Source organism: Arthrobacter sp. Y3221159 (assembly GCF_059089885.1).
The window spans coordinates 21564-47206 of the sequence record NZ_JBNHFC010000024.1 but is presented as its reverse complement, the minus strand read 5'-3'; the positions used below and the strand labels follow the sequence as shown (position 1 = coordinate 47206).

Sequence of the window (25643 nt, the reverse complement as noted above, 5' to 3'; positions counted from 1 at the left end):
GCTGATCCTCAGACAACGAACTAGACGCACGCATAAAACTGCTCCCCGGGAGTCGGAACTGAATTTCTCAGTCCAACTCCCGGGGAGCAGTTCACATCGGTCCGGACCCTCCTCACAGCAGTCCCCGTATCCCCGCAGTAAGTGCCGCTGGGACTATGCGAAGTTCTTGCGGTGCGCCTTGATGGCGGCTACGTAAGCCTTTGTGTCGTCGTACATGCCGTACTTGCTGACGGAGTACTGACCCTGGTAATACCCCGCGATGGCGGTGTCTTCGTCCTTGCTGGTTGCCAGGAGCTGCCGGATGATCGCCACGCCTGCAGTCGCATTATCGTACGGGTCCAGGAGGTTCAGCTTCCTCCCCACGAGGTCCGAGGCCCACTGGCCGGAGCTGGGGATCACCTGCATGGTGCCGATTGCGTTGGCGGGAGAGACGGCGCGCTGGTCGAAGCCCGACTCCTGGTGAGCGAAGGCGAGGGCCAGCGCAGGATCAACGCCCATGCGCCGTGCCGTGTCCGCCACGATGTTGCGCATTTCAGCGCGGGACGGCACCGGAGCCGCGTTCAGGAGCGCCTTGTTCTCGTTGGCCGAACTGACCACGGCGGCGGGATAGCTGAATCCGAGGAAGGAACTCGGTACCAGCGGTGCGGCTGCCGCCGCGGGCTGCGGGGCCGGAGCCTGGCCGGGGGCGCCGGGAATGACCAGCTTGTTGCCCGGGTAGATGACGGTGCTCATGCTCATCTTGTTTGCGGACAGGAGTTCGGAGAGCTTGACGTTGTGCCGTGACGCGATGGCATAGAGGCTGTCCCCGGCCTTGACGGTGTAGGAGCCAGTGGCCGGGGCGGGGGTGGCGGCTGAATTCGCCAATACCGCGGGTGCCGGCGCTGCGGCGGGGGCAGCCGGCGCGGGCTGTCCGCCGCCCACCTTGATCTTCTGTCCCGGATGGATGATCGAGCGCATGTTGAGGTTGTTCCAGCTGAATACTTCGGACAAGGGCACATTGTGCCGGGCGGCGATCGCTCCCAGCGTGTCACCGGGCTTTACGGTGTAGGTGGCACCCTCACCCGTTGCGGGTGCTGCCGGTGCGGGCGCAGCGGCGGGCGCGGCCGGTGCCGCCGGCTCTCCGGAAAGTTTGATCTTCTGCCCCGGGTAGATCAGGGTGTTCGCCTGGAGGTTGTTGAGCCGGAGGACATCCCCGGTGTTCAAGCCGTACCGCCCGGCAATGCTGCTGATGGTGTCGCCCCGCACAATGGTGTACTCCGCAGGGGCTGAAGGCTGTGCCGGCTTGAAAGCGGTGGGGATGGTCGTGGACACCGAAGCTGCAGGAATGTGGGCCGCCTTTGCCTGTGCCGCCTGCGCTTCCATGGCCGCAGCCAGGGTCGCAGGAAGGGCGCGCGCAGGCTTTTCCGCAGCAGCAGGCTCGGCCACAGCCAGGGATGACAATACGACCGCGGGAAGTGCCGCTGTGGTGGCGGCAATCATTGGCAGGCTCGGCTTGGGTGGCCGCTTGGGCGAGCGGGACATTGTCATGGAAAAAATCCTCTTCTCAACTGCGGGCGCGGACGGGGATGCCGCTGACATTCCTGATACTACTGTTACTCAAGTTATTACTGTTACTGGGGTTAACACTGTGAATGTCTCATGAATCCGGAGATAGCACAAGAATTCCGGGAATCCCGGCAAGAAAAGATTTTCGGAGTGTCCGCAGGTCAGGAGCCAGGTTGCGCTTTATCGACTAGGCGCCCGGGGGCCCACCGTGGCAACCTTGATCCGTGAGTAATGTAGAAGACCTCGTGGGCGAATGGTTGCCCCTCCCCGACGTAGCCCGTCTTTTGGATGTTTCCATCACCAAGGTGCACAGCCTTATTGACGAGCGGGCACTGGCCGCTTTAAGGGTGGGGGACCGCAATATCAGGTCTGTGCCCGCGGAATTCATCCAGGACGGGCAGGTTGTTGACAGCCTTAAAGGGACAATCGTGGTCCTCGCCGATGCCGGATATTCGGACGAGGACCTGATCATCTGGCTGTTCACTCACGACGAATCGCTGCGCGGCCGGCCTATCGACGCGCTGCGGGAGGGCCGCAAGACCGAGATCAGGCGCCGGGCCCAGACCCTCGCCTGGTGACAAACAGCCCTAGGAGGCGCGGCTGACGGTGGCCTCAGCTAGCCTCCGCAGGGCTGTTTTGGGCAGCTCCTCGAGCGGAAGAGCCTCCAGGGCCTCAAACGCCGCCGAGCCGAACTCGCTGATGAGAACCTCCGTGGCCTGCAGTGCACCGGATTCCTCAATGATCCTGCGGATTTCCTCCACGTCGTCATCCGACAGGTCCGGACTGCCCAGCCTGCCGTCGATGAATGCGGACTCCGCAGCTGTTGCCTGGTCGAGTGCGAGGGCCACCAGGACGGTTCTCTTGCCTTCGCGCAGGTCGTCCCCGGCAGGCTTTCCGGTAGTGAGCGGGTCACCAAAGACACCCAGGACGTCGTCCCGCAACTGGAAAGCTTCGCCCAGGGGCAACGCAAAAGCTGAATAGCCCCGCAGCAGCTCATTCGAAGCACCCGCCAAGGCACCGCCCAGGGCAAGGGGGTGCTCGGTGGAGTATTTGGCGCTCTTGAAGCGGATGATCGACTGGGCCCGGCTGACGGCGCCGGCGCGGTCCCGGACCGGGCCTGCCACTTCCTCAAGGATGTCCAGGTACTGGCCGGCCATGACCTCTGCCCGCATGAGGTTGAAGATCAGTCTCGCCCTGCTCCCCGAGGCCGCCCGCTCGCCGATGTCCGTGAAGGCTTCCTCGCTGAAGGACAGGCACAGGTCGCCGGCGAGGATGGCCGCCGCCTGGCCGAACCTTTCGCTGTCCAGCGCCCAGCCCTGGGCACCGTGAAGCTGGCTGAAGCGGCGGTGTACGCTCGGTCCTCCCCGCCGGGTGTCCGAGCGGTCGATGATGTCGTCATGGATAAGGGCGGCTGCCTGGAAGAGCTCCAGGGCGGCACCTGCAGTCACCACTTCCGCGGCCGCGGCTTCGCCGCCTGCTCCGCGCCAGCCCCAGTAGCACATCAGGGCCCTAAGGCGCTTGCCGCCCGTGACCAGGTTGGAAATGGAGCCCATGATCGGATCGATATCAGGGGAAATGGCAGACATGACAGACTGCCGCGACGTCAGGAACCCGGTGAGTTCACCGGCCACCGCCGCCACATAGTCTGCCTGTTCGTGCCGCAGTTGCTCCGCGGCGGTCACTTGGCTGACTCGGCTGCCACATTGGCGCCGATGGTGAAGGTGGACACGCCCGAGGCTTCCACTACCGCGACGTTCACCGTTTCGTTGTCGCCCCGGACAAAGTCCTTGGATGCCACTGCCCCCACAGCATCACCGGGGACCGCCTTGAATCCCTGCCCCTCCAGGGCCTTGGTGTAGAAGTCGAGCACGGCGGCGGGAGGCGCGCCCGCTGTTGCGACCAAGGCAGCGGTTGCGGGTGCCGACGCCTTGTCGAAGCTGCTGGACACCACCGTGGCACCCGGCATGAGGGGCAGCAGTTCCTGCGGGAAACCTGCCACCACGCCGCCGACGGTGGCGGAGGTGTTGGGCGAAGCGGACGGGCTGGGCGAAGCCGTCACCGTAGCCTGCGTGGCGGCCGGCCCGGACGTGGCGGAAGTGGATCCCGGTGCGGCTGACGGAGTGGGGCTGCAGGCTGCCAGCGCCAGGGCTGCACCGGCAGCGAGAGCAGCCAAGCCCACAGGCTTGAGGTTTCCAAAGACCGTCACAGGGATTTTCCTCCTGGAGTTGATGCCGGATGCAGCCTCCAGTTTAGTCAGTACCGGCGGATAGGATTGCAGTCGTGGGGCCAGACCATACCAATCAGCCAGCCGCTGCGCGCATTCCGGGCCGCAGGCGCAAGTGCATCATGCACGTGGATATGGACGCCTTTTTCGTCTCGGTGGAGCTCCGGACGCGTCCCGAACTGCGTGGAAGACCCGTAATCGTCGGCTTTCCGGCGGAGCGCTCGGTAGTCCTGTCCGCCTCCTACGAGGCCCGGGCCTTCGGCGTCAAGTCCGCCATGCCCATGGCTGTTGCAGCAAGAATCTGCCCGCAGGCGGTAATCATCGAACCGCGTCACAAGCTGTACTACGAGGTTTCCGCACAGCTGATGGCCATCTTCGGGTCCATTACCGAACTCGTTGAGCCGCTGAGCGTCGACGAAGCCTTCCTCGATGTCAGCGGAGCCCTCCGCCGGCTCGGTCCGCCGAGAGGGATCGGCGAACTGGTCCGCCGGCAGGTTGCCTCGGAGCTGGGCATCACGGCGTCGGTGGGCATAGCCGAGACCAAGTTTGTGGCCAAGATCGCCTCCACCCGGTGCAAGCCTGATGGCCTGCTCCTCATCGGGCCCGATGAAACGGTGCCCTACCTGCACAGCCTGCCGGTCGGTGCGCTGTGGGGAGTCGGCGCCAAAACGGCTGAGGTCCTTGCCAAGATGGGCATCCGGACGGTTGCGGACGTGGCGGCGACACCGGTATCCGCACTCCGAAAGACGCTGGGTGCCACAGGTGAACACGTCCACCAGCTCTCCTGGGGCATCGACCCCCGCCCGGTGACCCCGGTACGGCTGGAGAAGAGCATCGGGGCAGAAGAGACATTCGCCACGGATACCGCGGACCAGGCAGTCCTGCACCGGGAACTGCTTCGACTGTCGCACCGTACCGCCGCGCGGTTGCGCAGTTCGGGAATGGTGGCGCGGACCGTTGCCTTGAAACTGCGCTTTGCCGACTTTTCCACCATTACCCGCAGCCGGACAGTGTCCACGCCGGTGGACAGTGCCCAGCTCATCTACGCGGTGGTCCTTCAGCTGCTGGAGTCGGCGGGCAACCGGGGCATGGCGGTCCGCCTCGTGGGAGTAAGGGCTGAGCAGCTGGAAGATGCCTCCCGGACCTCGCTCCAGCTCAGCATTGACCGCCGGGATGACAACTGGCGCGCGGCGGAACAGGCGCTGGATGAAGTGGCCCGCAAATTCGGCAACAAGTCGGTGTTGCCGGCCCGGTTGATGGAACCCGGAACGGGCACTTAATCAGCGGTCAGCTCCCGTCTGCGGGCGGTCCGCAAAGCCGATTGCCGTCTTTCAGAACAGCCCTCAACAAACTATCCTTAGAGATACATAGTTTTTGAGTGACTGGACTTACTGCCGGACCCTCTTGGACATGCTCCCGCTCCCGCGGCTGTGTGCCTGGTTTTCGTTCTTGCCAATGCCGGCAAAGCGGGAACCACAAAGGAACAACAGTCGTTAACGGTGCAGAAGTAGTGGCTGGGAACCAGCCCGGACGTTGGCCTACAAAAGGAGGTCGTGATGCCGCTGTCGGAGCACGAACAGAAGCTGCTTGAGCAGCTGGAGAAGCAGCTTCACGAGGATGACCCGAAGTTCGCGAATTCCATGGGGTCCGACCCCGGACGCTCCTGGTCCACGCGGCATGTGGTGATTGGCGTCCTCTGCGCATTGGCTGGAGTCTTCCTGCTATTGGTGGGTGTCACGCTGCAGAGCATCCTCGTCGGCGTCCTGGGTTTTATCGTGATGGGCGGCGGCGTTTACTTTGCCACGATGCGAAGCTCGGCCGGGGCAAAAACAGGTACCAAGTCCGGCGGCGGAAAGTCCGGCAAGCAGAGGAGTTCTTTCATGAGCAGCCTCGAAGAGCGCTGGGATGAAAGGCGCAGGGGCGAGCAGTAACCGCCGGGGCCCTGGCCCCTCCACCTTCCACCCCTGCGAGGTGCGCAATTCCAAAAAGATCCCCGAAAGGGGATCTTTTTTGCTTTAAGCCCCCTCTTTTCAGGGCCGGGATGCAGCTGCCCCTCATGCCTGCTGGCCGTAAGGCAGCGGGCGAGGCAGGCGGTGATTCCAACAGCGCTTGCTGGATAAAGGCCCTCCACTTTCCACCACCAGCCCAAATCCGCGCCATTTCAGGGTTGAATTCCCATAACTCGCAGTGCCCGTGATGTGCTTTGCGTTGACTGTGGGGGAAAGTGGAGTAATGTGGAGGACATAAGAGGGTGGTTGCAACATTGGGGATGTGCAGTTCCTGACAGCGGACGGGCGGTGGGCCAGTGTTTCTGGGCACGCACTCGCCACGTCTGGATGAAAAGGGACGGATCATTCTCCCCGCGAAGTTCCGCGAGGAACTTGCCAGCGGGCTGGTGCTCACAAGGGGCCAGGAACGATGCATCTACGTCTTCAGTGAGAAGGAATTTGCACGGGTCCATGAGCAAATGCGGGAGGCGCCAATCTCCTCGAAGCAGGCCCGTGACTACATCCGCGTTTTTCTCTCTGGAGCCTCTGACGAGGTACCTGACAAGCAGGGGCGCGTAACTATTCCACCGGCGCTCCGGGAGTACGCAGGACTGGGCAGGGAGCTTGCCGTTATTGGGGCGGGTTCGCGGGCCGAGATCTGGGACGCCCAGGCTTGGAATGAATACCTCGCCGAGAAGGAAACTGCCTTCTCGGAAACTGATGATCCCATTCCGGGCATTCTCTGAATTTCCGGAATAAGCATCAGGAGTTTCTTGGACGAGATCTCCAGCCGCCCATCGGCTGGCCAACCTGACTCACTTCCCCGGAGCCAGGCGGGCGGGACGATAGGCGCGGATGGGGATCTGGCCCAAGAAGCAGGTACGGCGACCACGACGGCGAGAAAGGACGAGGCATGAACGAACAACCGAAGCCCACGTCCGAACGCCATGTGCCGGTCCTGCGGGACCGGTGCATCAATTTGTTGGCCCCGGGATTCGAGGCGGCAAGGCTCCGCGGCGAAACCCCCGTGGCAATAGATGCCACCCTCGGCATGGGCGGCCACTCCGAAGCCATGCTCCAGCGCTTCCCGGACCTTCACCTCATCGGCATCGACCGCGATGAGGAGGCCCTTGCCCTCGCGGGGGAGCGCCTGGCGCCCTTCGAAGCCCGCACGGACCTGGTCCACGCTGTCTATGACGAGATCCAGGATGTCCTTGAGGACCTGGGCGTGCCGGAGGTGCACGGGATCCTGATGGACCTTGGTGTTTCCTCGCTGCAGCTCGACGAGCGGGAGCGGGGCTTCGCATACTCCTTCGATGCTCCCCTCGACATGCGCATGGACACGAGCCGGGGCCAGACCGCCGCGGATGTGGTCAACAACTACAGCGAAGAAGAGCTGGTCAGGATCATCCGCAAATGGGGCGAGGAAAAGTTCGCCGGCCGGATAGCCAACCGGATTGTCGCTGCCCGAGCAGAGGCACCCTTTACCACCACAGGACAGCTGGTGGACCAGATCCGGGCAGTGGTACCTGCGGGCGCCGCCAAGTCGGGGGGACACCCGGCCAAGAGGACTTTCCAGGCACTGCGGATTGAGGTTAACGAAGAACTCGATGTGCTGGAGCGGGCCGTCCCGGCGGCGGTCGACTCTACCGCTTTGGGCGGGCGCCTCGTCGTGATGTCCTACCACTCCCTGGAGGACAAGATCGTGAAAAGCGTCTTCCAGTCCCGCTCCAAGTCGTCGGCGCCCCTCGGTTTCCCCGTGGAGCTGGAGGAGCATAAACCGGAACTCAAGACCCTTACCAAAGGCACCGAGGTACCTACCGCCGTCGAAATCGCCGAAAACCCGCGGGCAGCCTCAGCAAGGCTGCGTGCGGCTGAACGAATCAGAGCCAGGAGAGCTGCATGAGCACCGCTGCCGTCAAGAACTTTCCCGTCGTCTCCGGCAGTTCGGCAGCCAGCAGCAGCCTGCCTGCAGGATCACCGGGTGCCGGCCGGAAGAGCCGCACGCCGCTGTCCGTGGTCCGCAACATTCCCCGGAAGCGCCGCGCTCCCTTCGTGGTGCTGTGCTTTGCCCTGCTGGCTGTGGCGCTGATCGCTGTCCTGGTCCTGAACATCTCGGTCTCCACCGCGCAGTACCAGCTCGTGGAGCTGCGCGCCCGGCAGAGCACGCTGACCAAGCAGAACCAGGACCTTACCCAGCAGGTGCAGAACTTTGAGGCTCCGCAGAACCTGGCCGCCAAGGCCAAGGACTTGGGCATGGTGGCTTCCACCGTCAAGGGTCAGATCGATTTGTCCACCCTGTCGGTGACAGGCAAGGCGACACCGGCAGTTAAGGGAGGTTCCGAGGGAGCCGTCATCCCGGCCCCGGCCGTCGCCGGCCAGCTTTTGGTGGTACCGCCGGCAACCAAGGGGGAGCCGCTGGAAAGCCGCAAGCCTGTGGAAGCGGCACCGCCTGCAACCCAGACGCCCGCCGCTGACGCTCCCGCCAGCCAGGCGCAGGCACAGGCACAGGCACAGGCCCAGCCGCCTGCAGCACCGCCCGCCGCGGCGGTACCCCCTGTTGAGCTTCACGGCGGCACTGTACCTGTGCCGCAGCAGAAGGTCCCGGGGCAATAGCCAGGACATCCGGCAGGTAACAGGGACGAACAGCAAGGAATTCCACGGTGGCGCAGAGGACCGGCAAACCGGCAGACAAGGTACCCAACGCCACCCGGCGGCTGCGCCTGGGGCTCGGCGTCATGCTCACCCTCCTGCTGGTGGTGGGCGGCAAGCTGTTCCTGGTCCAGGGGCTGGACGTTGGCGGCATGGCAGCGGCCGCCCTCAACAAGCGGATGACCGAGACGGTCCTGCCGGCCGAACGGGGAAGCATCCTGGACTCGAACGGCACCGTCCTGGCCAACAGCGTCATCCGGTACAACGTGGTGGTGGACCAGCGGGTCAACACCAAGACCGAAACCTTTAAGCGGCTCGACGAAGCCAACGAAAAGCTGGTGGACGTTTCCCGGGACCAGGGGCTCACCGAGCTCGCTGCCGCACTGGGGATGGACAAGCACGCCATCCGTGAAGCCGTGACCGGGGAGCGGCCCTACTACATCGTGGCCAAGGACGTGAAGCCGGATGTAGAAGACCGCATCTCGAAACTCCAGATCCCGGGCATCGTCACGGAAGGCGTCAGTAAGCGGGTCTATCCCAACGGTTCCGTGGCCGGCGGCATTATCGGCTTCCTCAAGGACGGCAGCACCGGCCAGGCAGGCATCGAGCAGACCCAGGACGAACTGCTTCGGGGCAAGGACGGCAGACGGCTCTTCGAGATCGGTGCGGACGGACTGAGGATCCCGGTGGGCATGGACGAGCTGACGCCGCCGGAGGATGGCAAGGACGTCAAGCTCACCCTCAACTCAGATCTTCAGTACTTCGCCCAGCAGGCCATCCAAAGCCAGACGGACAAGCTCGGCGCCGAGTGGGGCACCATCATCGTGATGGATGCCAAGACGGGCGACCTGGTGGCCATGGCGGACACCAATGCCCCGGACCCCAATGATCCCGGCCGGGTGGCCGCCAAGGACCGCGGAGTCCGCGCTGTCACGGCCGCCTATGAACCCGGCTCCGTGCAGAAGATGATGACGGTTGCCGCCCTGATCGAGGAGGGAAAAGCCAGTCCGCTGGACACGTTCACCCTGGGTCCCTCCTATACCGTGGACGGCCAGACGTTCAGCGACTCCTTCGCCCACGGCACCGAGGAACGGACCCTCGCCGGCATCCTGGGCTATTCGATGAACACCGGCACGGTGATGGCCGGGCAACGGCTCAGCAAGCAACAGCGGTACGAATGGCTGCAGAAGTTCGGCATCGGCGAGGCCCCGGACATCGGGCTGCCCGCCGAAGCCTCCGGCATCCTGACTCCCTGGGAGCAATGGGACGGCCGGCAGGAATACACGGTCCTGTTCGGCCAGGGCGTCTCCCAGTCCACCCTGCAGACGGTGCGGGCCTTCCAGTCCATTGCCAACAACGGGGTCATGCTCCAGCCGCGCCTGATCGATTCCTATATTTCGCCCGACGGCGCGGAGGAGAAGGTGCCTGCAGCCCCTTCCCGGCGGATCGTCTCGGAGAACACGGCCCAGCAGGTCCAGGACATCCTGGAGAGCGCTGTCACCGAAGGCCAGATCAAGGATGCCGGCATCGACGGCTACCGCGTGGGGGCGAAGACGGGCACCTCGGAGTCACCGTGCGACGACGGCGCCGGCTACTGCGGTTACACCGCCTCCTTGGTGGGCATGGCACCCATGGATGATCCGCGGTTTATTGTTGAGGTGGTACTCCAGCGGCCCAAGGGCAGCATCTACGGGATTACCAACGGGCCGGTCTTCCGGTCGGTGATGAGCCAGGCGCTGCGGACCTACAACGTCCAGCCGTCCACCGGCGAGCCGGCCAGGCTGCCCCAGTTCGCCAAGTAGCATCCCGGCCTGAAGTCCGGACCAGCAGCCCGCTGATCCGGTCCCCTCTGCGCCGGCCACGGTCCACTAGCACCATCGGAGATTCCTTGTCTGAGTTCAACCTGCCCCAGGACAGCGCCGCTCCCGCCGCTCCTGCCACCAATGCCCGGTTCCGGCCCTCGGACGTGGAGGCGCTGCCGCTGGGCAGCATTGGTGACGCTGTGGGCGTCAGCGTTCCCGGACCTGCCGCCGACACATCAGTGACCGGCATCTCTATGGACTCCCGGGCAGTGGAACCCGGAGACCTTTATGTTGCACTTCCGGGCGCCGCCCGCCATGGCGCCGACTTCGCCGCCCAGGCGATTGAGGCCGGGGCGGTCGCAGTGCTGACGGACGGCGCCGGTGCACGGCTGTTGGCTTTGTCCTCCGATACGCCCGTACCCGTACTGGTCGTTGAGTCGCCGCGCAATGTAGTGGGGCCGCTGTCTGCCATGATCTACCGCAGCCAGTCAGGCGCGGACCGTTCCCTGCAACTGTTCGGTGTCACAGGCACCAACGGCAAGACCACCACCACGTACTTCATCACCTCCCTGCTGGCCGCGCTCAGCAAGCGTGCCGGGTTGATCGGCACCATCGAGATCCTTGCCGGCGGCGACCCCATCCCAAGCCTGCTCACCACACCGGAGTCAACTGACGTGCACGGGCTGCTGGCACTGATGCGCGAACGGGGACTGGCAGCCGCCGCCATGGAGGTTTCCTCCCATGCCATCTCCTACCAGCGGGTGGACGGGCTGATGTTCGACGTTGCCGGCTTTACCAACCTGACGCAGGACCACCTCGACCTGCACCGCACCATGGACGACTACTTCGCCACCAAGGCTGAGCTGTTCACGCCCGGCCGCGCACGCAAGGCAGTAGTGACGGTCGACGACGAGTGGGGCCGGCGCCTTGCCGGCGCCGCGGAGGTGCCGGTCACCACCCTGGGCACCGTGCCGGGGACTGCCGCGGACTGGATCGTCGCCTCGACGTCCCCGCGCGGCCTGGGCACGGAGTTCACGCTTCGTGGACCGGAAGGCATGGAACTTTGCCTCCACACCGGCCTTCCCGGAAGCTTCAACGTGGCCAACGCGGCCCTGGCGGCACTGATGGTGCTCCAGTCCGGCGTGGAACCGGCGGACCTGCAGGCGGCCCTGGATGCCGCGGATCCCTTCACGGTGGCGGTGCCCGGCCGCATGCAGCTCATCTCCGAGGAACCTGCTGCCGTCGTGGATTTCGCGCACAACACGGATGCGCTGGCGCGGGCCCTGGAGGCAGTCCGTTCACCCAAGCCGGATTCCAGGCTGATCGTGGTCTTCGGTGCCACCGGGCAGCGGGACCAGGGCAAACGCCCGGCAATGGGTGCCATCGCGGCCCGGCTGGCCGACACCGTCATCGTCACTGACGACGACCCCCACGATGAGGACGCCGCGGCCATCCGCCGGGACGTCCTGGCCGGGGCGGAGGAGGCCCAGGCCGGCGAGGGCCTGCCGTGCGAACTTCTGGAGGTTTTCCCCCGTGACAAGGCGATCCGCCGGGCAGTGGAGCTGGCGCGGCCACAGGACACCATCCTTGTCGCAGGACGCGGCCATGAGGTCTGGCAGGAAGTGAAGGGCGTCAACCTTGCCCTCGACGACCGGGTGGAACTGCGGAGCGCCTTGACAGCCAGGGGATTCAACGTTCTCCAAGCCGACCGGATAGAGTCCTAGACCGAGATGATTGCATTTACTGCGGCGGAGATCGCCGAAATCACCAGCGGGCGCCTGGACGCCGATCCCGGAATCACGCCCCTCACGGTGGTGACGGATTCACGCGAAGCCACGACAGGTTCGCTTTACGTCGCAAAGCCGGGCGAGTTCGCGGACGGCCACGACTTCCTCCCGGCCGCCTTTGAAGCCGGGGCCGTCCTGGCCCTTGCCGAGCGGCCCGTAGCCGGGCCGGACGGGTTGCCATACCCCTCCATCCTGGTGCCCGACGCCGTCCTGGCCATGGGTGCGCTGGCAGCCGAGGCTGTCCGCAGGATACGTGCGGCGCGGGCTGAAGCAGGCGGGAAACTCACAGTGGTGGGCATCACCGGCTCCGCCGGCAAGACCACCACCAAGGACCTGCTTGCCGGAATCTTCTCGGCCCACGGCGAGACCGTGGCACCGCAGGGGTCCTACAACGGCGAAGTCGGAGTACCGCTCACGGTGTTCCGTGCGGATACCGACACCCGCTACCTCGTCATCGAGATGGGTGCTACCGGCATCGGACACATCCGCTACCTCGCGGAAATGGTCAAGCCGGACATCGGGGTTGTCCTTGGCGTCGGGACAGCGCACGCCGGCGAATTCGGGGGAGTGGACAACATCGCCCTCGCGAAGGGTGAACTCGTGGAGGGACTCACCGCCGCCGGAACTGCCATCATCAACCTCGACGACGACAGGGTGGCTGCGATGCGCAGCCGCACCACGGCAGCGGTGCTGGGCTTCTCCGCGGAAGGACGCGAAGACGCCGCCGTCCAGGCGCTGAATGCCGACACCAACGCCGGCGGCAGTCCGGAGTTCGACCTCCTGCTGCCAGGCGGTGAAGGGCCGCACCACGTCTCCAGCCGCCTCATCGGCGCCCACCATACCGCGAACCTCCTCGCAGCGGCAGCAGCGGCCTTCGCCGCCGGCATCTCCGGCGCGGATATCGCATCCGGGCTGAGCAGTCAAACAGCTGCCAGCCGCTGGCGGATGGAACGGACCGAACGCGCCGACGGCGTAACCGTCATCAACGACGCCTACAACGCAAACCCCGAATCCATGAGGGCCGCCCTTCGTACCCTCGCCGACCTGGGGCGCGGACGGCGCACCTGGGCCGTCCTCGGCGCCATGCTGGAACTCGGCGATGACTCCATCCGGGAACACACCGCCGTGGGCACCCAGGTGGTGCGGCTTAACATCTCCCGGCTGGTAGTGGTGGGCCGCGAAGCGCGTGCGCTCTATGTCTCCGCCGTACAGGAAGGGTCCTGGGGGGACGAATGCATCTTCACGGAGACCGCCGACGAGGCCTACGAGCTCCTGAATGCGGAACTCCAACCCGGGGACCTGGTGCTGTTCAAGTCCTCCAACAGCGTGGGACTGCGCCATTTGGGCGATCGGATAGCATTACCCCCAACCCGCCAACCCGCCGATGAAAGGAGCACTCTGCTGTGATTGCACTTTTGATCGGCGCCGGGCTCGCCCTGCTGTGCGCCCTTGTGGGAACACCGCTCTTCATCCGGCTCCTGGTCCGCCGCGGCTATGGCCAGTTCATCCGCGACGACGGGCCCACCTCGCACCACACCAAGCGCGGGACACCCACCATGGGCGGGACGGTGGTCGTGGCAGCGGTCCTGCTGGCCTACGGACTCACCCACCTCATCATGTTCATGATGAACCCGGATTCCCCCGGGCCGTCCGCATCCGCCCTGATCCTGCTCTTCCTGATGGTGGGGATGGGGCTCGTCGGCTTCCTTGACGACTTCATCAAGATTTCACGGCAACGCAGCCTGGGCCTCAACGCCAAGGCAAAACTGATCCTGCAGGCAGCGGTGGGCATCGTCTTTGCCGTGCTGGCGCTCAATTTCCCGAACGAGGACGGGCTGGCGCCGGCTTCCACCAAGATCTCGTTGGTCCGGGACCTGCCCTGGCTGGATCTGGCTTTCGGCGGCACGGTCCTGGGCGCCATCCTCTTTGTCATCTGGTCCAACCTGATCGTGACGGCCGCCACTAACGGCGTAAACCTCACGGATGGCCTCGACGGACTGGCAGCCGGTGCTTCGGTCATGGTCTTCGGCGCCTATACCCTGATGGGCATCTGGCAAAGCAACCAGGCCTGCGGGTCCCCGAGGGAAGCCGGCGGCGGCTGCTACTCCGTGCGGGACCCCCTGGATCTTGCGCTGCTGGCGGCCATCATGAGTGCTGCCCTGGTGGGCTTCCTCTGGTGGAACACGTCACCGGCCAAGATCTTCATGGGCGACACCGGATCGCTTGCCATCGGCGGCGCCATCGCCGGCTTTGCCATCCTGTCCCGGACTGAACTGCTGCTCGGGATCATCGGCGGCCTCTTCGTCCTGATCACCCTGTCCGTGATCATCCAGGTGGGCTACTTCAAGGCCACCGGAGGAAAGCGCGTCTTCAAAATGGCGCCGCTGCAGCACCATTTCGAACTCAAGGGCTGGGCGGAAGTGACGGTGGTGGTCCGTTTCTGGATCCTGGGCGGACTCTTCGTGGCCGCCGGCCTTGGCATCTTCTACGCTGAATGGGTTGTACTGCTGTGACCGTTTCCCCCCGCCTGCAAAACCTCGTTACCTGGGACTCGGACTGGAGTGGCCTGCGCGTGGCCGTCACCGGTATCGGCGTTTCCGGCTTTGCCGCTGCCGACACCCTGATCGAACTGGGAGCCCGCGTGGTAGTGGTGGATGCCGCCACCACCGAGAAAGCGAAAGCACACGCCGAGACTCTCAAGATCGTCGGCGCAGCCGATGTGCTGCTGGGGGAGGACGCCGTCACCCGCATTCCCCGGATTGACGGGGAACTTCCGGAACTGATCGTCACCTCGCCGGGCTGGCGCCCGGACCAGGCACTCCTCGCTGCCGCAGCCCGCGCCCACATCCCCGTCTGGGGCGACGTGGAGCTCGCCTGGCGGGTACGGACCAGGGAAGGCCGGAAGACCGCCGACTGGCTCGCTATCACCGGCACCAACGGAAAGACCACCACGGTGGGCCTCACCGAATCGATGCTCCGCGCAGCAGGCCTAAAAGCCATCGCCGTGGGAAACGTGGGAACGCCCATCCTCGATGCCATCCGGGACCCCGTAGAGTACGACGTCTTCGCCGTTGAGCTGTCCAGCTTCCAGCTGCATTGGGCCGAATCGCTCTCCCCGGTGGCCAGCGTCTGCCTGAACGTTGCCGAAGACCATGTCGACTGGCACGGCTCGTACGACTCGTACCTCGCGGACAAAGCCAAGGTCTACGAGCAGACCCAAAAAGCTTGCCTTTACAACGCCGAGCAGTTCGAGACCGAGCGCATGGTGGAGAACGCCGACGTCGTGGAAGGATGCCGGGCCATCGGGTTCACAACTGTTACGCCCGCCATCAGCATGCTCGGCGTGGTTGAAGGGCTCCTGGTGGACCGGGCCTTCATCGAGGAGCGCAAGGACAGTGCGGCCGAACTTGCTTCGATGAAAGACCTCGGCGCCTTCGCGCCCCGCCACATGGTGGCCAACGCCCTCGCTGCCGCCGGGCTGGTCCGGGCCTACGGGGTGGATGCAGCCGCCGTGCGGCAGGGCATCCGGGACTACATCCCCGGCGACCACCGGATCCAGCCGGTGGCCCGCCACAACGGCGTGCTCTGGGTCAACGATTCCAAGGCCACGAACCCGCACGCGGCCTCCGCCTCCCTTGCCGCGTTTACCAACGTGGTCTGGATTGCGGGGGGCCTGTCGAAGGGCGTCTCCTATGACGACCTGGTGCGGGAGCACGCCTCCCGGCTGAAAGCCGTGGTGCTGATCGGCAAGGACACTTCGGTCCTTACTGCCGCCCTCCAGCGACACGCGCCGGATGTCCCGGTGATCAAGGCGGTAGCGGGTGACACTGAAGAAGTGCAGACTGCTGCAGCGGGTGCCGACGAAGCGGGTTCCCCCCTGTCCGGGGAACAGGTGATGTCGCTGGCCGTTGCGTCGGCCGCCCGGCAGGCCGCCTCCGGCGATACTGTGCTGATGGCTCCGGCAGCTGCTTCCATGGATCAGTTCTCTTCCTATGCTCACCGTGGTGACACTTTCATCGCAGCTGTCCGCGGGCTGGTGGAAGGGCAGGGACAGACCGGCGAGGAGTAAGAATGGCCAGCACGCCCACCCGGCCGCCAGCCAGACAGCAGGCCCGCACGCCCGGCCCCGGCTCCTCCGCAACGTCCCCCGGCCGGCAGTCAACCCTCCCCGCAAAGCTGCGGAACGCGTACCGCAGGTTCTGGTCCGCCCTTGAAGGCAACGGAACCTCGCGCAACGGCTCCACGTACTACCTCATCCTGGGCTCCACCCTGGCCTTGACGGCCATCGGGATCATGATGGTCCTTTCGGCCTCAAGCGTCGAATCCATCGCAGCGGGCAAGTCGCCTTACGGGGACGCCCTGAAGCAGGGCATGTTTGCCGCCATCGGTATCTTCACCATGTTCGTGCTGTCACGCATCAACGTGGTCTGGCTGAAGCGGCTCGCCTGGCCGGCGATCGGCATCGCGCTGGCACTGCTGGTCCTGGTCCAGGTGGTGGGTGCCGAAGTCAACGGCAACAAGAACTGGATCGACCTGGGTGGCATCACCTTCCAGCCATCCGAGGCGTCAAAGCTTGCCCTCGCCCTCTGGATGGCCACGGTGCTGGCCATCAAGGGCCGGCTGCTGAGCCGCTGGCAGCATGTTGCCATCCCCGCCGTCCCCATGGCCGCTGCGGTGATCGTTCTTGTCCTGGTGGGCAACGACCTCGGTACCGCCATGATCATCATGATGATTACCGCTGCGGCACTGTTCTTCGCCGGGGCGCCCGTCTACCTCTTCGGCATCGCCGGCCTCGTGGCAGCCGCCGGAACAGCCGTTATGGCTGTGACCAGCTCCAACCGGGTTTGCCGGATCACCTCCTGGTGGACCGGTGAATCCTGTGCCGACGGCGTCGACGCCAACTACCAGGCGACCAACGGCCTTTACGGACTGGCCTCCGGCGGCTGGTTCGGCGTGGGACTCGGCCAGAGCCGGCAAAAGTACAGCTGGATTCCCGAAGCCCACAACGACTTCATCTTCGCCATCATCGGCGAGGAACTCGGCCTGGTGGGCACCGTCGTCGTCCTGATCCTGTTTGCGATCCTTGGCGCCGCCATCTACCGGGTCGTAGTGGCCCAGGAGGACATGTTCCACCGGGTACTTGCCGGAACCATCATGGTGTGGCTGCTGGGCCAGGCGACCGTCAACATGGCCGTCGTCACCGGGCTGATGCCCGTCATCGGCGTGCCCTTGCCTTTCATCTCCTATGGCGGTTCGGCCCTGCTGATGTCCCTCTGCGCCGTCGGCGTAGTGCTGTCGCTGGCCCGGGAGCAAATGGCTCCCGCCATCCGCCCGAAGAAGATGCTGAAGTTCAAGGGCAGGAGCCGCGGGGCTGCTGCGAAGAAAAAGACTGCAAGAAAGCGTGCCTGATCCGAGATGACTCCGAAAACCCCCTCCATCGTCCTGGCGGGCGGCGGAACAGCCGGCCACATCAGCCCTCTCCTGGCCATCGCGGCAGCGGTGCGCAATGCCTCTCCGGATGCTGCCCTGCTCGCCGTCGGGACGCCCGCCGGAATGGAAACCCGGCTTGTCCCGGCGGCAGGGGTGGAACTGGCCACCATTGACCGCGTGCCGTTTCCCCGGAAGCCCTCCGTGGACCTGGTCCGGCTGCCGGCACGCCTGGCAGGGGCCGTCCGCCAGGCGGGCTCCATCCTGGACAAGGCGCAGGCGGATGTCCTGGTGGGCGTCGGCGGCTACGTCTGCACCCCGATGTACCTTGCTGCCCGGAAGCGGCGGATCCCCATCGTCATCCACGAGGCCAATGCCCGGCCCGGCCTGGCTAACAGGGTGGGGGCAATGCTGACAAAGCGCGTCGCGGTTGCCTTCGATGGAACGCCGCTCCCGCACGCCGTGCACGTCGGCATGCCCATGCGCACCGAAATTTCATCGCTCGACCGGCCGGCGGCACGGCAGTCTGCCAGGGAAGCTCTGGGACTTGAACCGGACAAGCCCACCCTGATCGTGACCGGAGGCTCCTCCGGCGCCCAGAGCATCAACCGGACCATCGGCGGCGCCGCCGGCCAGTTGGCAGCCGCGGGGATCCAGACCCTGCACATCACAGGGCGGGGCAAGTCGATCCTGGACGACGCCGGCGAGCCGCTCAGCGCGGAGGGCTACCGGCAGGTGGAATACGTCGACGGCATGGAGCTCGTCTACGCCGCCGCCGATGTGCTGCTGGCCCGGTCGGGTGCTGCGACGGTCTGCGAAGCAGCCGCGGTCGGAGTGCCTGCAGTCCTGGTGCCGCTGCCCATCGGCAACGGGGAACAGGCCCTGAACGCCGCGGGCCTCGTGGCGGCCGGCGGCGCACTGCTGGTTCCGGACCGGGATTTCAATGCCGGTTGGGTGGCGCGGGAGCTGATACCGCTGGTCACCGACAAGGACCGGCTTGCCACCATGGCAGCCAATTCCTACCGGCTCGGTATTCGAAACGCCGACCAGCGCATGGCTGGTCTCATCCTGGAAGCGGTAACGGCATGAACCCCCACAACGCCGGCCTTGAATCTCCGGGCAGCCTGGAATCCCTCGGCAAGGTCCACTTCATCGGCATCGGCGGCGTAGGGATGTCCGCGGTGGCACGGATCATGGTGGCCCGCGGCGTCCCCGTCAGTGGCTCGGACGCCAAGGACCTTCCGGTCATGGCGGAGCTGGCCGCCGCAGGTGCCCGCATCGCCGTCAGCTATGACGCAGCCAACCTCGGCGACGCGCAAACGGTAGTGGCCGGCTCGGCCATCCGCGCAGACAACCCGGAGCTCGTTGCCGCCAGGCAGGCGGGCCTGCCCGTGCTGCACCGCTCCGAGGCGCTTGCCGCCACCATGGGGGAGGACCTCGTGGTCACCGTGGCCGGAACGCACGGCAAGTCCACCACCACGTCCATGGTGACAGTCCTGCTGCAGGGTGCAGGGCTGGACCCCTCGTTCGCGATCGGCGCCAACGTGCCGGCCCTCGGCGTCAACGCCGCGCACGGCAACTCCGGAATCTTCGTCGCCGAAGCCGACGAGTCCGACGGCTCGTTCCTGAACTACCGCCCCCGAATCGCGGTGGTCACGAACGTGGAGCCCGACCACCTGGACCACTACGGCACGGCAGAGGCCGTCTACGAATCCTTCGACCGGTTCACAGCGCTGCTGCCCGCGGACGGCGTGCTGGTTGCCTGCGCCGACGACGCCGGGGCGCTGGCCCTTGCCGAGAGGACCAGGGCACGCGGCAACACCCGCGTGGTCCTGTACGGCACTGGTGCAGGCGCGGACCTGGTGCTTCACGACGACGGACCCGGCAAGGTGGCGGTGTCCGGAGCCGCAGGCCGCCACGAACTTTCGCTGCAGGTACCGGGGCGGCACAATGCGCTGAACGCCGCCGCCGCGTTCGCCGTTGCCCTCGAACTGGGCGTGGAACCGGCCACGGCCGCCGCTGCCCTGGCGAACTTCTCCGGCGCGGCCCGGCGCTTCGAACTGAAGGGGTCCGCCAGGGGCGTCCGGGTCTTCGACGACTATGCGCACCACCCCACCGAAGTCCGTGCCGCGCTGACGGCAGCGCGGTCGGTGGCAGGGGAGCACAAAGTCCATGTGCTCTTCCAGCCGCACTTGTTTTCACGGACGCGCGAATTCGCCCGGGAGTTCGCTGAGGCCCTCAACCTCGCCGATACCGCCCTGGTCCTGGACATCTACCCCGCACGCGAAGACCCGATTCCCGGCGTCTCCAGCCAGCTCATCGCCGACCACCTGGGCGCAGGCGGCCGGCTGGTCCTTGCGGCGGACGCCGTGACAGCGGTGGTGGACACGGCGAAGGAAGGCGACATCGTCCTGACGGCCGGCGCCGGCGACGTTACCGCGTACGGCCCGCTCATCCTCGAGGCCCTGAGTGCCTAGCTCCCGCCGGCCCACCTACCGGCCGGCTGGAAGGACGGGGAGCACTGCAACCGGCTCCGGCGGAAAAAGCACGCCGGCTTCCGGGCTGCCTGCTTTCGGCCGCGACGATGTGATCTCCGCGTCCCGCAGCCTTCCCGAAACTGCGCCGGACAAGCCTGCCGCAGCTAGGAAACCCCCGAAGGCCGCCAAGCCGGCCGGTGACAGCAAGCTGCGGTTCCCGGGACTCCGGAAGGACAAGCCCGCAGGGCCGTCCGGCGGTGCCGCCCCGAACGTCCTTGCATTTCCGGAACCGAAGGGAAAGCGGCGCAAGAGGAACCTGCTCATGGTGGTATCTGCCGTTGCGGCGCTGGTTGCCGGGCTGCTGGCAGGAGCTGTCTATTCGCCCGTGCTTGCCCTGGAGTCCATCTCGGTTTCCGGGACGCGGCTCCTGACCCCTGAGCAGGTGCAGGGCGCCCTGGAGCCACTGCGGGGCAAACCGCTGCCGCAAATTACTGACGAGGAAGTGGGACGGCTGCTTCAGCCGCTGGTCCAGGTGAAGTCCGTCTCGGCCGAGGCGCGGCCGCCGTCAGGACTCGCCGTGGCCGTGCGGGAGCGCGTGCCCGTGGCGCTGGTCAAGCAGGGGGAGCAGTACCAGCTGGTGGACGTGGAGGGCGTGCAGCTGGCAACTACTGCCGATGCCGCCTCGGTCTCCCTGCCGGTCATTGACGGCGGCGCCGGGACGATCGGCCAGGACCTGTTCCGCGCCACTGCCGCCGTCCTGGGTGCCTTGCCCGCCGATGTCCTGGCCAAGCTCAGCAATGCCTCCGCGCAGTCGGTGGATGCCGTGGAGCTCAAGCTCGTGGACGGTCAGACCATTATCTGGGGGAATGCATCGGAGAAGGAACTTAAGGCTAAAGTCCTGGAGGCGCTCCTCAAGGTTCCAGCAGACCCCAAGAACCCGGTCAAGGTGTACGACGTCAGCGTGCCGCGCCACCCGGTGACGCGGTGACCGGCATTCTTTCCGGTATTAATCCGACACGCGGACCCGGTTATTGAATGTGGCAACCAGAGGAAATACCGTCACAGACATGAGTTACTTGACATAACTATAACCTTCAAGTCGAAGGTTAAGGTTGCAGGCTTCAAGCTCTCCATCAGTTTTCGCAATAAACACGAACAAGGGACACGTAACGTGGCAGCTCCGCAGAATTACTTGGCCGTCATCAAAGTCGTCGGCATCGGCGGCGGTGGCGTGAACGCAGTCAACCGCATGATCGAGGTCGGCCTCCGGGGCGTTGAATTCATCGCCATCAACACGGACGCCCAGGCCCTGCTCATGAGCGATGCCGACGTCAAGCTGGATGTTGGCCGCGAGCTGACCCGTGGCCTGGGTGCGGGAGCCAACCCCGAGGTCGGCAAGCAGGCGGCCGAGGACCATGCTGACGAGATCGAGGAGGTACTCCGCGGTGCCGACATGGTCTTCGTCACCGCCGGCGAAGGCGGCGGCACGGGCACGGGTGGCGCGCCCGTCGTCGCACGCATCGCACGTTCCCTTGGTGCCCTGACCATCGGTGTTGTCACCCGTCCCTTCACCTTCGAAGGCCGCCGCCGGGCAGGATCCGCAGAGGCCGGCATCGACGCCCTCCGCGACGAAGTGGACACGCTGATCGTGATCCCGAACGACCGGCTGCTTTCCATCAGTGACCGCAACGTCTCGGTCCTGGACGCCTTCCGCTCGGCGGACCAGGTGCTGCTGTCCGGTGTCCAGGGCATCACCGACCTCATCACCACCCCCGGCCTGATCAACCTCGACTTCGCGGACGTCAAGTCCGTCATGCAGGGTGCCGGTTCCGCCCTGATGGGCATCGGCTCCGCCCGCGGCGAGGACCGTGCCGTCAAGGCTGCAGAACTCGCCATCGCGTCCCCGCTCCTCGAAGCTTCCATCGACGGCGCCCACGGCGTGCTGCTCTCCATCCAGGGCGGCTCGGACCTCGGCCTGTTCGAAATCAACGAGGCCGCCCGCCTGGTCCAGGAAGTGGCCCACCCTGAGGCAAACATTATCTTCGGCGCCGTCATCGACGATGCCCTGGGTGACGAGGCGCGTGTCACCGTCATCGCCGCCGGCTTCGACGACGTCAAGGCAACCTCGCCGTCCATGGACCAGTCCCAGCCGCAGGTGGCTCCGCAGCGCCCCGCCGCGCCATCCGCAGCTCCGGCGCCGGCCCAGGCTCCGTCGTCCGGCCACCACCAGGCCAGCGCCCAGCCGGTCCACGCCGGTGTTGGTGCCGCAGGCCTCAGCAGCTGGGGCCAGCAGCGTCCTTCCGCCGTCCCTGCAGACTCCGGGTTCGACGTCGACCTTCCTTCCGTGGTGGAGCCGGACCTCACCGGCAACCACCCGGATGACCTGGATGTCCCCGACTTCCTGAAGTAGGCCCCGGCTTGTTCCATTGGCGCGCCGACATCCTGCCCGGAGTGTCCGCCGCATTCACAAATACGGACGCCGGCAACCTCGCGCTGCATGTCGGCGACGATCCTGCCCGGGTGCAGCGACGGCGCGCCGAGCTTGAACGGACCATGGGCGTGGCGCCGGCCGGACTGCGGTTCATGAACCAGGTCCACGGCACGGCCGTGGCCGTCATGCAGCCGGACACCGCAACGCCCGAGGCTGACGCCATGGTCTCCCGCGGAGTGCCTCTTGCCGTGATGGTGGCAGACTGCATCCCCGTGCTCCTTGCGGCCGAATCCGCGTATGGTCCGGTCCTCGCTGCCGTCCACGCAGGGCGCCCGGGAATCGCCAACGGGGTCATCCCGGCTGCGGTGGAGAGCATGAAGTCCCTGGGCGCGGGCGCCATCCGGGCCTGGCTGGGTCCATCGATCTGCGGACGCTGCTACGAGGTTCCCGCCGTGCTCCAGGACGAGGTGGCGGCGGAAGTGCCAGCCACCCGCAGCACCACGTCCTGGGGCACACCCGGACTGGACCTGCCGGCCGGCGCGCGCAGCCAGCTGGAACGCGCAGGCGTGGAGGTGGCGTACACCGGAGCATGCACGTTGGAGACAGAGTCACTCTTCTCCTACCGGCGCAACAGGGAAACAGGCAGGTTCGCGGGTTTGGTGTGGTGCCATGACTGACGCGCCGGATGCAAGGGATTCCCGCACTGCCGAACTTGCCGGGAGGCTCGCCGTGGTCCGGCGGCGCATCGAAGCAGCCGCAGCAGCCGCAGGCCGCGGGGACCGCCTGCCCACGCTGATCGTGGTCACCAAGTTCCACCCGGCCAGGGACATTCGCCGGCTGGCTGGGCTGGGCGTGACGGACGTCGGCGAAAACAGGGACCAGGAGGCCGCTGCCAAGGCCGCGGAACTGGCGGACTGCGGGCTGACGTGGCACTTCGTAGGCCAGCTCCAGACCAAGAAAGCAAAGTCGGTAGTCCGCTACGCCGCCGCGGTGCACTCCGTGGACCGGCCACAGCTGGTGGAGGCCCTGGCGAAGGCTGCTTCCGCAGGACAGGCAAGCGCAGGCAGGGCGCCACTGGAATGCTTCATCCAGGTCAGCCTCGAGGACGACGCCGGGGCACACCGCGGCGGTGCCGCCCCCGCCGACGTGCCCCGGCTGGCGGAACAGATCGCGGCGGCCGACGGCCTGCGCCTCGCAGGCGTGATGGCGGTGGCCCCGCTCGGTGCCGCGCCCGAGCCGGCCTTCGAGAAGCTCGCCGGCGTCTCGGCGCACCTGGTGGCGGACCATCCGGCGGCCACGGGCATCTCGGCCGGCATGAGCCAGGACCTGGAGGCAGCGGTCAAGTTCGGGGCGACACACCTGCGGATCGGTTCCGATATTCTCGGATCGCGTCCCGCAGTGGGGTAGCGTCGGTCCTGTTGGAAGTGATGGGCGGGGGACCCCAATGCTGTCAAGTCATTGGACGACCCGCGTACGGGACACGAATAGGAGTCGACCATGGCCGGCGCTCTGCGCAAGACAATGATCTATCTTGGGCTCGCCGACGGCGATGAGCATTACGAGTCCGAGCAACAGACCGCACGTAAGGATGAGGACGAAACGATGGAAGCTGACCGCGAGGAGCGCCGTGCACCCGCACCCGTCCGCGAGGTCAGCCGCGAAGCGTCCTACACCCCTGAAGAGGAATACCGCGCCCCAGTGACCCCCATCAAGCGAGCGGCTTCGAGCCGCGAAGAGACCGGCGGCCTGCGCCAGATCACCACCATCCACCCGCGCTCCTACAATGACGCCAAACTCATCGGCGAGAGCTTCCGGGACGGCATTCCGGTGATCATGAACGTCACCGATATGGGCGAAGCGGACGCGAAGCGCCTGGTGGACTTCTCTGCAGGACTCGTATTCGGGCTGCGGGGGAGCATCGAACGGGTGACCAACAAGGTATTCCTGCTGTCGCCGTCGTATGTCGAAGTCATCGGCGACGACAAGAAGGCAAGCGACAACACAGCCAGCTTCTTCAACCAGAGCTGACCACCAGGCAGGATCCGGATGCCAGGCAGGGACACCTGTCTGGCATCTGTGCTGAAATAGACGGGAAGCATCGGCAACAGACTGCCGTACCCACAATGGACATGGAGATATGAATTAAGTCATGGGAATTGTTTTCGGACTTGTCTATCTCGCGCTCCTGCTGTTTTTTGTGGCCCTCATCATCCGGTTGGTGTACGACTGGGTCCAGATGTTTGCCCGGGAGTGGCGGCCGCGCGGGGCCGCCCTGGTGGCCGCTCACGCCGTGTACACCATCACCGATCCGCCCCTGAAGGTCCTGCGCCGGCTGATTCCTCCCCTCCGCCTGGGCGGCATCTCGCTGGACCTGGGTTTCCTGATCCTCTTCATTGCCGTGAGCATTGCCATGGGAATCACCCGGGGACTCGCCTGATTTACCGAATAGACCAGCAGCGCAGCCTGGACCCGCGGGAACAGTTACTGTGAAGCGTAGAAACTCGCGTTTGACACTGCAGTGTTGAATTAGAGTAAGCAGACCAAATTTAGGTACCGTAGTTTCGACGGCCGGAAGGCCTACTGACTAACCAGACCAGTGAGGTGACCAGATGGCTTTGACGCCAGAAGACGTTGTCAATAAGCGCTTTCAGCCGACCAAGTTCCGTGAGGGCTACGACCAGGATGAAGTTGACGACTTCCTGGACGAGATTGTCGTGGAGCTCCGCCGCCTGAACCAGGAGAACGACGAGCTCCGCAAGAAGCTCGCCGAAGCCGGTTCCAGCGTTCCTGCCAGCGCCGCCGCCGCACCCGTAGTGGAGAAGGTCCCCGCGCCCGTCAAGTCCGACAAGGACGAAGCACGCGAAAAGGCCGAGGCTGAAGCCAAGGCCGCCGAAGCTGCCAAAAAGAAGGAGGCGCAGGCTCCCGCTCCGGTTGCTGCCGCACCCGCTCCTGCCAGCCAGGCCGCCGTCGCCACGCCGGCCGCCGAATCCGCCGCAGGCCTGCTGGCCATGGCGCAGCAGATGCACGACCGCCACGTTGCTGACGGCCAGGCGCAGAAGGACAAGATCATCGCCGAGGCGCAGATCGAAGCCAGCAGCCTCGTCAACGACGCTCAGGAAAAGTCCCGCAAGATCCTTGGCGCCCTCGAGCAGCAGCGGTCCGTCCTGGAACGCAAGGTGGAGCAGCTCCGCGGCTTCGAGCGGGATTACCGCTCACGCCTGAAGGCCTACATCGAAGGCCAGCTCCGCGACCTCGATGCCCGCGGGTCAGTGGCCACGCCGGAAGTAAGCGAAGCCAACTAGTCCGTCAA

The 25643-nt window shown here is 65.7% G+C and carries 24 protein-coding genes; 21 read left to right on the top strand and 3 right to left on the bottom strand.

Features of this window, described 5'->3' with window-relative positions:
• Positions 1–153 precede the first annotated feature (153 nt).
• Entirely contained in the window at positions 154–1527 is a 1374-nt protein-coding gene (locus tag AC5RT3_RS18905) for a lytic transglycosylase (protein WP_494053489.1), read from the bottom strand.
• Positions 1528–1769: 242 nt separating this feature from the next.
• On the opposite strand from AC5RT3_RS18905, the gene AC5RT3_RS18900 reads away from it, so the two are divergent.
• Positions 1770–2123: an Rv2175c family DNA-binding protein gene (locus tag AC5RT3_RS18900; RefSeq protein ID WP_494011964.1), complete on the top strand. Its 354-nt coding sequence runs from the start codon at positions 1770–1772 to the stop codon at positions 2121–2123.
• Positions 2124–2132: 9 nt separating this feature from the next.
• Here the strand turns inward: AC5RT3_RS18900 and AC5RT3_RS18895 are convergent, their stop codons facing one another.
• The gene (locus AC5RT3_RS18895) at positions 2133–3227 is read right to left on the bottom strand and encodes a polyprenyl synthetase family protein (RefSeq protein ID WP_494011963.1); all 1095 of its coding nucleotides are present in this window, start codon (positions 3225–3227) and stop codon (positions 2133–2135) included.
• Positions 3224–3751, bottom strand: a complete 528-nt coding sequence (locus AC5RT3_RS18890; protein WP_494053488.1) for a hypothetical protein — start codon at positions 3749–3751, stop codon at positions 3224–3226. Before AC5RT3_RS18890 ends, AC5RT3_RS18895 begins: the two co-directional genes overlap by 4 nt.
• Positions 3752–3891: 140 nt before the next feature.
• On the opposite strand from AC5RT3_RS18890, the gene dinB reads away from it, so the two are divergent.
• The 20 genes from dinB to AC5RT3_RS18790 all read left to right on the top strand — a co-directional run bounded on the left by dinB (position 3892) and on the right by AC5RT3_RS18790 (position 25635).
• Positions 3892–5049: a DNA polymerase IV gene (dinB, locus tag AC5RT3_RS18885; RefSeq protein WP_494053499.1), complete on the top strand. Its 1158-nt coding sequence runs from the start codon at positions 3892–3894 to the stop codon at positions 5047–5049.
• A 276-nt stretch (positions 5050–5325) separates the two neighbouring features.
• Entirely contained in the window at positions 5326–5700 is a 375-nt protein-coding gene (locus tag AC5RT3_RS18880) for an SCO2097 family morphological protein (RefSeq protein WP_494011960.1), read from the top strand.
• Between the two features lie 374 nt (positions 5701–6074).
• On the top strand, positions 6075–6503 hold the full coding sequence (mraZ, locus tag AC5RT3_RS18875) for a division/cell wall cluster transcriptional repressor MraZ (protein ID WP_009358613.1): 429 nt from the start codon (positions 6075–6077) through the stop codon (positions 6501–6503).
• A gap of 167 nt (positions 6504–6670) precedes the next feature.
• Entirely contained in the window at positions 6671–7663 is a 993-nt protein-coding gene (gene rsmH, locus AC5RT3_RS18870; protein ID WP_494053487.1) for a 16S rRNA (cytosine(1402)-N(4))-methyltransferase RsmH, read from the top strand.
• Entirely contained in the window at positions 7660–8373 is a 714-nt protein-coding gene (gene ftsL / locus AC5RT3_RS18865; RefSeq protein WP_494053486.1) for a cell division protein FtsL, read from the top strand. The genes rsmH and ftsL overlap by 4 nt, the downstream gene beginning before the upstream one ends.
• 47 nt (positions 8374–8420) lie before the next feature.
• Positions 8421–10211 (top strand): peptidoglycan D,D-transpeptidase FtsI family protein, encoded by a 1791-nt coding sequence (locus AC5RT3_RS18860; protein WP_494053485.1) that lies wholly within the window; start codon positions 8421–8423, stop codon positions 10209–10211.
• An 86-nt stretch (positions 10212–10297) separates the two neighbouring features.
• Complete coding sequence (locus tag AC5RT3_RS18855) at positions 10298–11935, top strand: UDP-N-acetylmuramoyl-L-alanyl-D-glutamate--2,6-diaminopimelate ligase (RefSeq protein WP_494053484.1); 1638 nt, start codon at positions 10298–10300, stop codon at positions 11933–11935.
• A gap of 6 nt (positions 11936–11941) precedes the next feature.
• On the top strand, positions 11942–13405 hold the full coding sequence (locus AC5RT3_RS18850; protein ID WP_494053483.1) for a UDP-N-acetylmuramoyl-tripeptide--D-alanyl-D-alanine ligase: 1464 nt from the start codon (positions 11942–11944) through the stop codon (positions 13403–13405).
• Positions 13402–14511: a phospho-N-acetylmuramoyl-pentapeptide-transferase gene (mraY, locus tag AC5RT3_RS18845; protein WP_494124919.1), complete on the top strand. Its 1110-nt coding sequence runs from the start codon at positions 13402–13404 to the stop codon at positions 14509–14511. The genes AC5RT3_RS18850 and mraY overlap by 4 nt, the downstream gene beginning before the upstream one ends.
• Positions 14493–16067: a UDP-N-acetylmuramoyl-L-alanine--D-glutamate ligase gene (gene murD, locus AC5RT3_RS18840; protein ID WP_494053482.1), complete on the top strand. Its 1575-nt coding sequence runs from the start codon at positions 14493–14495 to the stop codon at positions 16065–16067. The genes mraY and murD overlap by 19 nt, the downstream gene beginning before the upstream one ends.
• A 2-nt stretch (positions 16068–16069) precedes the next feature.
• Positions 16070–17407 (top strand): putative lipid II flippase FtsW, encoded by a 1338-nt coding sequence (ftsW, locus tag AC5RT3_RS18835; protein WP_494053481.1) that lies wholly within the window; start codon positions 16070–16072, stop codon positions 17405–17407.
• Between the two features lie 6 nt (positions 17408–17413).
• Positions 17414–18514 (top strand): undecaprenyldiphospho-muramoylpentapeptide beta-N-acetylglucosaminyltransferase, encoded by a 1101-nt coding sequence (murG, locus tag AC5RT3_RS18830; RefSeq protein ID WP_494053480.1) that lies wholly within the window; start codon positions 17414–17416, stop codon positions 18512–18514.
• Positions 18511–19902 (top strand): UDP-N-acetylmuramate--L-alanine ligase, encoded by a 1392-nt coding sequence (gene murC, locus AC5RT3_RS18825; RefSeq protein WP_494124918.1) that lies wholly within the window; start codon positions 18511–18513, stop codon positions 19900–19902. Before murG ends, murC begins: the two co-directional genes overlap by 4 nt.
• On the top strand, positions 19895–20890 hold the full coding sequence (locus tag AC5RT3_RS18820; RefSeq protein WP_494124917.1) for a cell division protein FtsQ/DivIB: 996 nt from the start codon (positions 19895–19897) through the stop codon (positions 20888–20890). Before murC ends, AC5RT3_RS18820 begins: the two co-directional genes overlap by 8 nt.
• A 183-nt stretch (positions 20891–21073) precedes the next feature.
• On the top strand, positions 21074–22312 hold the full coding sequence (ftsZ, locus tag AC5RT3_RS18815; RefSeq protein WP_494053477.1) for a cell division protein FtsZ: 1239 nt from the start codon (positions 21074–21076) through the stop codon (positions 22310–22312).
• Positions 22313–22320: 8 nt separating this feature from the next.
• A complete protein-coding gene (locus tag AC5RT3_RS18810; RefSeq protein ID WP_494124916.1) occupies positions 22321–23010 on the top strand; it encodes a purine nucleoside phosphorylase YfiH/LACC1 family protein in 690 nt (229 codons plus the stop codon).
• Positions 23003–23740: a YggS family pyridoxal phosphate-dependent enzyme gene (locus AC5RT3_RS18805; RefSeq protein ID WP_494124915.1), complete on the top strand. Its 738-nt coding sequence runs from the start codon at positions 23003–23005 to the stop codon at positions 23738–23740. The genes AC5RT3_RS18810 and AC5RT3_RS18805 overlap by 8 nt, the downstream gene beginning before the upstream one ends.
• A 90-nt stretch (positions 23741–23830) precedes the next feature.
• Positions 23831–24361 (top strand): cell division protein SepF, encoded by a 531-nt coding sequence (locus tag AC5RT3_RS18800; protein WP_494053474.1) that lies wholly within the window; start codon positions 23831–23833, stop codon positions 24359–24361.
• Between the two features lie 121 nt (positions 24362–24482).
• Positions 24483–24770, top strand: a complete 288-nt coding sequence (locus tag AC5RT3_RS18795) for a YggT family protein (protein ID WP_009359117.1) — start codon at positions 24483–24485, stop codon at positions 24768–24770.
• A 172-nt stretch (positions 24771–24942) separates the two neighbouring features.
• Positions 24943–25635, top strand: coding sequence for a DivIVA domain-containing protein (locus AC5RT3_RS18790; protein ID WP_494053473.1), 693 nt, complete (start codon positions 24943–24945; stop codon positions 25633–25635).
• Positions 25636–25643: the final 8 nt, after the last annotated feature.